Raw genomic sequence first — 7,472 nt, forward strand, 5'->3', positions numbered from 1 at the left:
TGATTCGAGCCTGGATCGATTCCTGGCTCAACCCAAATGGGAAATATCGGTTTATCCAGTCAACTGGAATACTTTGCCCAAAGCTTGAGTTTTGTGAACTCGAAATGATTCCGCAACAAATCAGGTGCATACTCTGTCTGCTTTGACTAGAATAAGTCCTCTTCCCATGATTCATCCATTTGAATTTCATATTGAATTACCCTACAAGGAGTCCCCCCAATGCAACGACGAGAATTTCTCAAAAGCGGTGTTATCGCGGGTAGTACCGCCGTGTTAGCAACGGCTGCGACACAAGCCGCGGATGCCGACCAGAACAAAAAGCCATTCCATCTCAAATATGGCCCCCACTTTGGAATGTTCAAAAACGCAGCCGGTAAGGATCCTCTGGACCAGTTAAAATTTGCTGCTGACCAGGGTTTTACAGCCTGGGAAGACAATGGGATGAAAAAGAAACCCCAGGAACTCCAGCAGCAAATCGCTGATACCATGGAGAAGCTCAATATGGAAATGGGCGTGTTTGTGGCACACGGCTCGATTGGTAAGACGACATTCGTGAAGAAAGATAAAGATGTCTGGAATAGCGTTTTAAAAGACATTCAGGAATCGGTCGAAGTCGCAAAGCGAGTCAATGCAAAATGGATGACTGTTGTTCCCGGAAATATCGATGAAGGGCCTCGCGCCCGTCTTGCAGAAGGATATCAAACTGCCAATGTGATAGAGTTACTCAGGCGCTGTGCAGATATTTTTGAACCGCATGGCATGGTCATGGTTCTCGAGCCCTTGAACTGGTATGCCAATCATGGAGGCACATTTTTACAAGGTTCGCCACAGGCGTATGCACTCTGCAAAGCGGTTAACAGTCCCTCCTGTAAAATTCTGTTTGACATTTACCATCAACAAATTACAGAAGGGAACTTAATCGTAAACATCGACAGTTGCTGGGATGAAATTGGCTATTTCCAATCGGGCGATAACCCAGGTAGAAAAGAACCGGGAACGGGCGAGATCAATTACCTGAACGTGTTCAAGCATATTCATTCCAAAGGCTTCGATGGTATCATCGGCATGGAACATGGAAATTCGAAACCTGGTCAGGAAGGTGACCTGGCCGTCATTGAAGCTTATAGAGAGGTTGACCAGTTTTAAGATGAATCAAAAAAAAGCAAAAAATGTCCTCGGCACGGAACTCGAAGTCTGTTCTATGGATCCGATCACTGGTTTTTATCGCGATGGATGCTGTAATACCGGCGGCTCCGATATGGGTCTGCATACAGTTTGTACTGAAGTCACTGCAGAGTTTCTGACATTTTCCAAACAACAGGGTAATGATCTGAGTACTCCACATCCTCAGTATGAATTTCCCGGTTTACAACCGGGTGACCGCTGGTGCCTGTGCGTCGAACGCTGGAAGGAAGCATTAGAAGCAGGTATGGCACCGCTTGTCAAACTGGAAGCCTGTCACATTTCGACCCTTGAATTTGTGGATCTGGAAGATCTTCAACAATACGCGGTCGAAGCTTAACGCAACGCGTGAAATCAAAAAAACACGGAGCCTCAATTAATGATGCTCCGTGTTTTTTATTATTAAAATTTGTACTATTCAATTACTTCGCTTTCAGCATATAGATTTCACTGAAAGAAGAAGTCAGAAACAGTTCACCATTCTGATCTGTGCCAAACGTCATCACTGGAATACTTGGTGATTCAATCACATGATTGGCGGTCACTTTCTTCTTCTGGGCATCATAATTTAACGCCCAGAATTTTCCGGAAACATAATCTCCATAAATATAAAGCCCATTGATTGCGGGAATTTTTTTACCTCGATACACAGATCCCCCGGTAATGGATTTGCCCACATCATGTTTGTATTCCCAGATCGGTTCGATTAAATGGGATCGAGGTTCCACCCCATTGGGACCAAAGGGGTGTTTTCCTTCCCGGACGGACCAACCATAGTTTCCTCCCTTGACGATAATATCGATTTCTTCCCAAATACCCTGGCCCACATCGCCGGCCCAGAGAACACCCGTTTTCGTATCGAAGGCAATCCGCCATGGGTTTCGTAGTCCATAGGCCCAGATTTCTTTGCGGGCTGTCTTGATTTCAGCACTTTTCCCTTCCAGAAAAGGGTTATCTTTGGGAATCGCATAGTTTAATCCCGGACTTTTATGATCGACATCAATGCGACAAATCGTTCCCAGAACTGTCGAAAGATTCTGACCATTTTTAAAGACATCATTACCGGCTCCACCATCGCCAAAGGCAATGTAAAGTTTTCCATCCGGGCCAAAGACAACCGTTCCGCCACCATGGTTCCAGGCTGGTTGTTCAACACGCATCAGAACTTCTTCGGAATCTGCCAGCGCTTTATCGGGATTTTCTTTTGACACGCGAAAGCGTGATATCACGGAGGTATTCACAGGTTTGTTTGGCGTACTGTAGTAGATGAAAAATTCACCATTATTTTTGTAATCCGGGTGAAACGCAAAGCCCAGCAGTCCTTCTTCATTCTGCTTGTCGTTGTAAGTCACCCTGTCAGAGATATCGAGAAACAGCTTTCCCTTTTCCAGATCTTCGTCATCGGGAGTGTTGGGCACGATCCAGATTTTTCCCTTTTGGGAAGCAATAAACAAACGGTTCGAATCATCGCCGGCATGCGTAATGACAATAGGACGATCAATTTTCAAATAGGGAAAGACTTTGACGAGTTTCACTGGAGCAGGAGAAGTATCGACTATCTCCGCAGCCGATAATTGCTGCGTCAGAGCCAGAGTCACAATGAGCAGTAGAGTGGAAATCGTTTTCATAAGATGTCTTCTTTATCATTGATTCAGATTAACAGATGGGATGGACGGCAAACACTAAGTTTTAGGATAGAAAACAGGCACTGTCAACGCTACTGACCAACGAATCAACTTTGATGCCTGCGAGAGAAAAGACAATTCATTTTTTTAGAATCAAGACAGGCCGACACCAGTCGACATGATCTTGAATATCCGCGTTTTTCCCGAAATCCACTTTCAAAATTAGTTCCCGCGCTCCGCTGAGATCAATCCGTGGCACAATAACCGTTTGTTGACTGGCTCCCTGAACGGCCTGCTGAAACACAATACGCTGGTCGACCAGAATCACGATTTCAGCATCCCCTTTACCCAAGGTCGAATCATCAATGCCAACTTCTGTCTGAAAGGCGGCATACTTGCCATCTAGCTGGTAGTGTAATTCAGAAGCGCTGTGCATTCCGAGACCCGATACGAACTCTTTAGCACCGACTCTCAATGACCCCGCAAGAACATTCCTGTTTTGCTGCCAGTTCCATGTTTGTGAGAAATAAGGAGTAAATTGATATTTCACCGGCTTCAGCTCTGGAAGCGGAACAACCTGTCCTCCCAAAGGTGTAATGGAAACCAGACGCTTCAGACTGAAATGCAGTTCTGCACCAAACAATGTTTTGGCAGTGATCTCATTCTTATCTAAAACAAGTGAAGAGACAGTCAATTGCGATCCGTTCGTCAGTCCTAATCGATAGCGTAACTGATCGGGTTGTGGAAAATTGATCAACTCAGGGTTAATCGTAAAGAACCGAATTCCCTTTCGCGGGACCGAAGTTTCTCCTGCTCTCGATTCAAATCGAAAAGTATTCGCATCGAAGCCTAACAATTCCCCTTCCAGATTGTCGCCGTTGTTCAGAAAAAAGAGATCTGATTTTTGATCCTTTCTTGCGATTTTTTGTATGAATTCTGTTCTCAGCTGGCGATTCGACGGCCATTGAAAACTGGCAGCCTGCATCGTTTCCAACGGAATTTTGAACTCCCCTGTTTCCGGACAGGAAATTAGACGCACGAAGACAACGTCTTCTTCAGAACGGAGTAACTCCGCATAAATGCGATCATCGTTCGCCAGAATCACCAAACCTTCACGTGGTTGGGGATGCAATAATTTTCCTGACTCAACACGAATTGTTTCAGCAGCAAGAAAAGTGCGCTTGCCCGAATCTGTCTGAAGTGTAAACTGATTCTGTTTAATTTGAGTCAGCTTCCCCTGCACAACCTCGCCATTTGCTCGATAGAGCTCTGCAGCGTTGATGAAATCATTCCAAACGCTGAAACTGAAAATCAGAACGATGATCACAGTAAATCGCATGAGACCCCCTACAATGAAACTTCAAACGATGAGCAAAATTTAACGCTGAAAGATAGGGATATTATTGCGGGGAATTTGCAAAACGATGCAGGACATCGCCGTGCTGTACTCGACACAATTCGAGCTGTCGGGCCTCCAGCTGCCGCTGGTCATTTGACTGGAAACTAATTCATCCCGGATCGCGGGATACCAGCTTTCCCAATATTCAGCGCCGGCCTGCCACATTGCCTGGACTGCATAATATTGTCCGTAATAATAATGACTGCCTCGAAAGTAACGCTGATTGGGCAGATGGCGAGCGAGGTAAGCGAGTCCGTCCTCGATTTCCTTTCCTTCATAAATCCCTGCACTATACAAGGCAACAACACCCGCGGCTGACCTGGGAAATTCGCTTTTTCCCTGCCGAACAATTTGATACCGAAAACCACCATCCGCGTTCTGGCTATTCTTCACGTAATCAATACAGCGGTCGATGACCTCTTTGGAAACAAAAATTCCACAATTCCGGGCTGCTCTCAAGGCCATAATCTGGCAGACGGTTACCGAGAGGTCGGCGTCTTTACTCTCTGGTGTATACCGCCAGCCTCCTTTTGCATTTTGCGACTTCACGATCATCTCAACAGCTTTTTCCAGCTTTGCTCGTACGTCCTTGCTGCGCGTCATCCCATAAACTTCAGCGAGGAATAACGTCGCAAAACCATGTCCGTACATAGGCCCATGAGAAATACTCTCTGGAGCGATGATATACCCCGATGGTTTGCAGGAAGCGAGAATAAAATCTACTGTCTTTTGTACCTGCCTTCCATACTTTCCTCTGCCTGGCGTATTTCCATCCGCTAGAAATGCCATTCCACACAAGGCAGTCACAGCCACATTTTGATTGAAAGTGGATCCAGAGCCGAAAGAGCCATCTGCGTGCTGTCTTTCTGCAAGATACTTGAGACCACGATTAACGGCCATGCGCGTGGGAGGCGTATAGTATTTTTTGCCTTGTGCATCGATAGCACGGTTGACTTCCCCCTGTGCGAGCAGAGAAGAGCTCATCATGCCAGACATCAGGATCAAAACCAGAAGCGCACTCTGCAAAGCGCGACCGAAAGCCTGAACCGGATTTGATTGGAGCAATAGATATCTCAAAATAGCCACTTACCCTGATTAGAGTAGATTAGATTTCTACCTTGCATTGTACGTAATGTGCAGGTAATGGAAAGCTGTAGGATGGAAAAAACGCTTCCCGCCAACACGATCAGGGCCGAATCACTTCAGGGTATTTTGACTTGCCACCCGATAATTTCGGCACGGGACGCAAGGTTTGTCCCGGTCTTGATTTTAGAAAGGGACGAACTCGAATGGATTGCTCAACCGCTAATCGCGACTCGGTCCGCTGGGTTCCAAATTCGCGGGGACGCACGACTCCGGGTCCTAAAGCACTGGATGGCAGCGGATCTTCCAGCTCCATCATTTTCTGTTCTTCCATTTTCTGCCCGCGTGTCATGGCTTGACGTCCCGGAAATACACGGGGAATCCGCGTATTATAGGCATTAAAGCACCCCGAGCAAACAGGGACTAATAATGCGAGCAGGATCAATCGAAACAGAGGATTCATGAACAGCCATACTCAGCTTGAAATAACGACCTGGCACCACATTCTGATGAAGATCAGACCAGATTCTGTAATAAGCCGCGGACCTTAACAGATTACCTGTTCAGCGAACAGATCGATTTTTCATCAAGCCGAAAATGAAACAACGCTTTAACCCACTCGTATTTCAGAGCTTAGACCTCTAGAATGTCTCTAATTCTTTCTGGAAACAGGAAAACAGAGGTTTTCAGCGGGTATCAATGTCCTGACGCTGGAAGTAAAGCGGTTTTCATAATAGCATCCTGACTTAGCGAGACCATTCGCTGCTCCCTCCGGAATTTGTATTGAAATTGTAAGGATTATTTCAGATCTTATGTCAACTCCTCCAAAAGTTTGTGTCCTGCGGGCTCCTGGAACCAACTGCGATATCGAAACCGCACATGCATTTGATCTCTGTGGAGCTCAGTCCACCAGAATTCATCTTCTGAAATTATTGGAAAATCCAGAACAACTGAATGACTATCAGATTCTCTGCCTGCCCGGCGGTTTCAGTTACGGTGACGATGTAGGAGCGGGCGTGATCTTTGCCAGCCATCTACAAGGACAACTCGCCGATGTGATTGGAAATTTCCTGGCTGCTGATAAGTTGGTATTGGGAATTTGTAACGGTTTTCAGGTGCTTCTCAAATCGGGAATTCTCCCCGGTGGCGCCACAGGCTGGCCTCCAAAACCAAATCAAAGTCGAGATGCTACATTGACCTGGAATACCAATGGAAAATACACATCACTCTGGGTTAGACTGGGAGTACTTGCTCCACAAAATGTGTTCTTGAAAGAGATTGACCAGATTGAACTACCGATTGCACATGCTGAAGGGCGGATTGCAGTGAGTGATGCAACGGTGATTGATGGCTGGAAAGCCAATCAACAAATCGCCATGTGTTATCGTGAAGACGATGAAGCAGCAACGACTCTTCAGGAAGAAATCCTTGACTATCCGATGAACCCTAACGGCTCTGCATATAACATCGCAGCCCTGGGTGATCCTTCGGGACGCGTGCTTGGTCTGATGCCTCACCCCGAACGTTTTCTGTTTGCCACACAACACCCACAATGGACTCGACTGGGATTAGAGGGTGAAGGCGCCGGCATACAAATCTTTCGAAACGCCGTCAATTATTTCGAATAGAATTCAGCTTCCCTGTAAAAAAGGCCCATCTGTCAAAGCGACAAATGGGCCTTTTTTTTTAACGGTATTCTCTATGAACTTTAGAGCTTCGCTGTAGATGGAACCGCAAATGGCTCACGATACTCACGTGACAATTTGGGATTTGCTGTTGAAGCCATCGCACCGGTGAAGACTTCCGTCTTGCTGTCGAGTGATAACTTTGGTCCCATACTGATCGCTGTGCTCTCAGCGTCAATTTTATTATTTTTCAGATGCTGACGGAAACGACCGAGTGTTTCCAGAGCTTCTGAATCTCCTGATAATTCGGCATTCAAATCCTGAACGGGCATTTTTTCGCCAAATTCATAAGAAATGTTACCCAGATGACAGAGTGCACTGGAGATGTGGCCTTCTTCGATATCGGCATTCAAATCGCTAATTTTGCGGCTGCGAACGGCATCCACGAAGTTGGCAAAGTGATCTGCTGAACCAGAAAACTTCTTGATCAGTTTTCCATCATTATCGAATGCAGAAGCACTATTGTAGCTGGGAATGACCACATAACCTTTGGAACCG

At 46.2% G+C, this 7,472-nt stretch carries 7 protein-coding genes and 1 pseudogene; 3 read left to right on the plus strand and 5 right to left on the minus strand.

Features of this window, described 5'->3' with window-relative positions:
- Positions 1 to 219: 219 nt before the first annotated feature.
- Positions 220 to 1,146, plus strand: a complete 927-nt coding sequence (locus Q0668_RS07540) for a TIM barrel protein (RefSeq protein WP_298862223.1) — start codon at positions 220 to 222, stop codon at positions 1,144 to 1,146.
- A gap of 1 nt (position 1,147) precedes the next feature.
- Entirely contained in the window at positions 1,148 to 1,522 is a 375-nt protein-coding gene (locus Q0668_RS07545) for a DUF2237 domain-containing protein (RefSeq protein ID WP_298862226.1), read from the plus strand.
- Between the two features lie 82 nt (positions 1,523 to 1,604).
- On the opposite strand, the gene Q0668_RS07550 is transcribed toward Q0668_RS07545, so the two are convergent.
- From Q0668_RS07550 to Q0668_RS07565, 4 genes are all read right to left on the minus strand, one after another.
- The gene (locus tag Q0668_RS07550; protein WP_298862227.1) at positions 1,605 to 2,810 is read right to left on the minus strand and encodes a PQQ-dependent sugar dehydrogenase; all 1,206 of its coding nucleotides are present in this window, start codon (positions 2,808 to 2,810) and stop codon (positions 1,605 to 1,607) included.
- Positions 2,811 to 2,946: 136 nt separating this feature from the next.
- Positions 2,947 to 4,146 (minus strand): NPCBM/NEW2 domain-containing protein, encoded by a 1,200-nt coding sequence (locus Q0668_RS07555; protein ID WP_298862230.1) that lies wholly within the window; start codon positions 4,144 to 4,146, stop codon positions 2,947 to 2,949.
- Between the two features lie 39 nt (positions 4,147 to 4,185).
- On the minus strand, positions 4,186 to 5,193 hold the full coding sequence (locus tag Q0668_RS07560) for a prenyltransferase/squalene oxidase repeat-containing protein (RefSeq protein WP_298862233.1): 1,008 nt from the start codon (positions 5,191 to 5,193) through the stop codon (positions 4,186 to 4,188).
- 199 nt (positions 5,194 to 5,392) lie between these two features.
- Positions 5,393 to 5,752: a hypothetical protein gene (locus Q0668_RS07565; protein ID WP_298862236.1), complete on the minus strand. Its 360-nt coding sequence runs from the start codon at positions 5,750 to 5,752 to the stop codon at positions 5,393 to 5,395.
- A 349-nt stretch (positions 5,753 to 6,101) separates the two neighbouring features.
- Between Q0668_RS07565 and Q0668_RS07570 the strand changes: the two genes are divergently transcribed.
- Positions 6,102 to 6,917 (plus strand): phosphoribosylformylglycinamidine synthase subunit PurQ, encoded by an 816-nt coding sequence (locus Q0668_RS07570; RefSeq protein ID WP_298862239.1) that lies wholly within the window; start codon positions 6,102 to 6,104, stop codon positions 6,915 to 6,917.
- Positions 6,918 to 6,997: 80 nt separating this feature from the next.
- Here the strand turns inward: Q0668_RS07570 and Q0668_RS07575 are convergent.
- Positions 6,998 to 7,472 (minus strand): annotated as a pseudogene (locus Q0668_RS07575) (gfo/Idh/MocA family oxidoreductase); the annotation flags it as partial.

The organism is uncultured Gimesia sp., from assembly GCF_937910335.1.
Classification (GTDB): domain Bacteria; phylum Planctomycetota; class Planctomycetia; order Planctomycetales; family Planctomycetaceae; genus Gimesia.

Bases quoted from the DNA above. Each gene is read 5' to 3' on its own strand.
- Q0668_RS07550 (WP_298862227.1), bottom strand. From the start codon at position 2,810: ATGAAAACGATTTCCACTCTACTGCTCATTGTGACTCTGGCTCTGACG.
- Q0668_RS07545 (WP_298862226.1), top strand. From the start codon at position 1,148: ATGAATCAAAAAAAAGCAAAAAATGTCCTCGGCACGGAACTCGAAGTC.
- Q0668_RS07560 (WP_298862233.1), bottom strand. From the start codon at position 5,193: ATGATGAGCTCTTCTCTGCTCGCACAGGGGGAAGTCAACCGTGCTATC.
- Q0668_RS07570 (WP_298862239.1), top strand. From the start codon at position 6,102: ATGTCAACTCCTCCAAAAGTTTGTGTCCTGCGGGCTCCTGGAACCAAC.
- Q0668_RS07555 (WP_298862230.1), bottom strand. From the start codon at position 4,146: ATGCGATTTACTGTGATCATCGTTCTGATTTTCAGTTTCAGCGTTTGG.
- Q0668_RS07540 (WP_298862223.1), top strand. From the start codon at position 220: ATGCAACGACGAGAATTTCTCAAAAGCGGTGTTATCGCGGGTAGTACC.
- Q0668_RS07565 (WP_298862236.1), bottom strand. From the start codon at position 5,752: ATGAATCCTCTGTTTCGATTGATCCTGCTCGCATTATTAGTCCCTGTT.